Raw genomic sequence first — 1007 nt, 5'->3', positions numbered from 1 at the left:
CCGAAGATAAATAGGTCTTCACCCTGCTGTCACAGGCATAATGGTTCTTTCCTTTGCGTACTGCAAATGTTAGGGGTTCCTCAATGATACGGTGTTCCAGAAGAATCCCCGAAATCTGGGGGATGTACTCCTCTGTCAATGCTTTCTGCAGAGCAATGGTGGATGTGGAGATAATCACTGGCTGCCCTTCTCCATGAAACAAGCGATAGATGACTGCCGCTATGAGATACGCATGGGTTTTCCCCGTTCCCACCTCGGCTTCACATAATGCCACTTTCTCTTTCTCCATGGCTTCCAGCATGGCAATGGAAAGAGAAAGCTGGTTTTCCCTCAAAGCCAGTCCGTACTCCGGCAGAATGTCATAGAAGATATGGGCAAGCAGTTCACTCGCTCTTGAATTGCCATCCTGCATAAATGCTATCCCGCCCTCTGACTGTACCGCCATTTTCTCTATGGCTCTCCGGTATCCTACCTCATTCAGCGGTGTGGGTCTTGAAAACAGCCTCTTTGCCTTTAAGGTATGCAAATCTACCATGCGGTAGCTGTATGCCTTTCCTGTAAAGTGTTCCAGTAATACACAGCTTTTTGTGGTCAACACAATTCTTTCATCCGTCCGGAAGATCCCTGCCTCATGTATCCTGTTCCGTATGTCCGCTGTGCAGACAGTCCATTCCTCACTCAATTTTTAAGCCTCCTCTGAATCCTAAAGGAGCGATACATGCATACGGCGGAAAACGGCAAAGGTTGGTTATCTGTTGACAAAGGGGCCGGTTCCGCCGCATGGTATCTATCGCTCCGATAGAAATGTGAGAAGAATTTCTAAGCGGCTAAAGCACACCCGCTAAGAAATTCTAAGTCTCACATCGGAGAACGCAAGTGCAGCGTTCTCCAATATGCTTATGCGTTAAGGGCGTGGCTGACGTTCCGCTGGTAAAGGAATGTATCAATCATCCCACGGACACCATAAAAGCCGCCCCCTGTTCTTTCTCAAACAGGGATGATGCGTT

This window comes from uncultured Acetatifactor sp. (assembly GCF_948601915.1).
In the GTDB taxonomy this organism is placed as follows: Bacteria; Bacillota; Clostridia; order Lachnospirales; family Lachnospiraceae; genus Acetatifactor.
Note: the sequence above shows the minus strand (reverse complement) of the source record.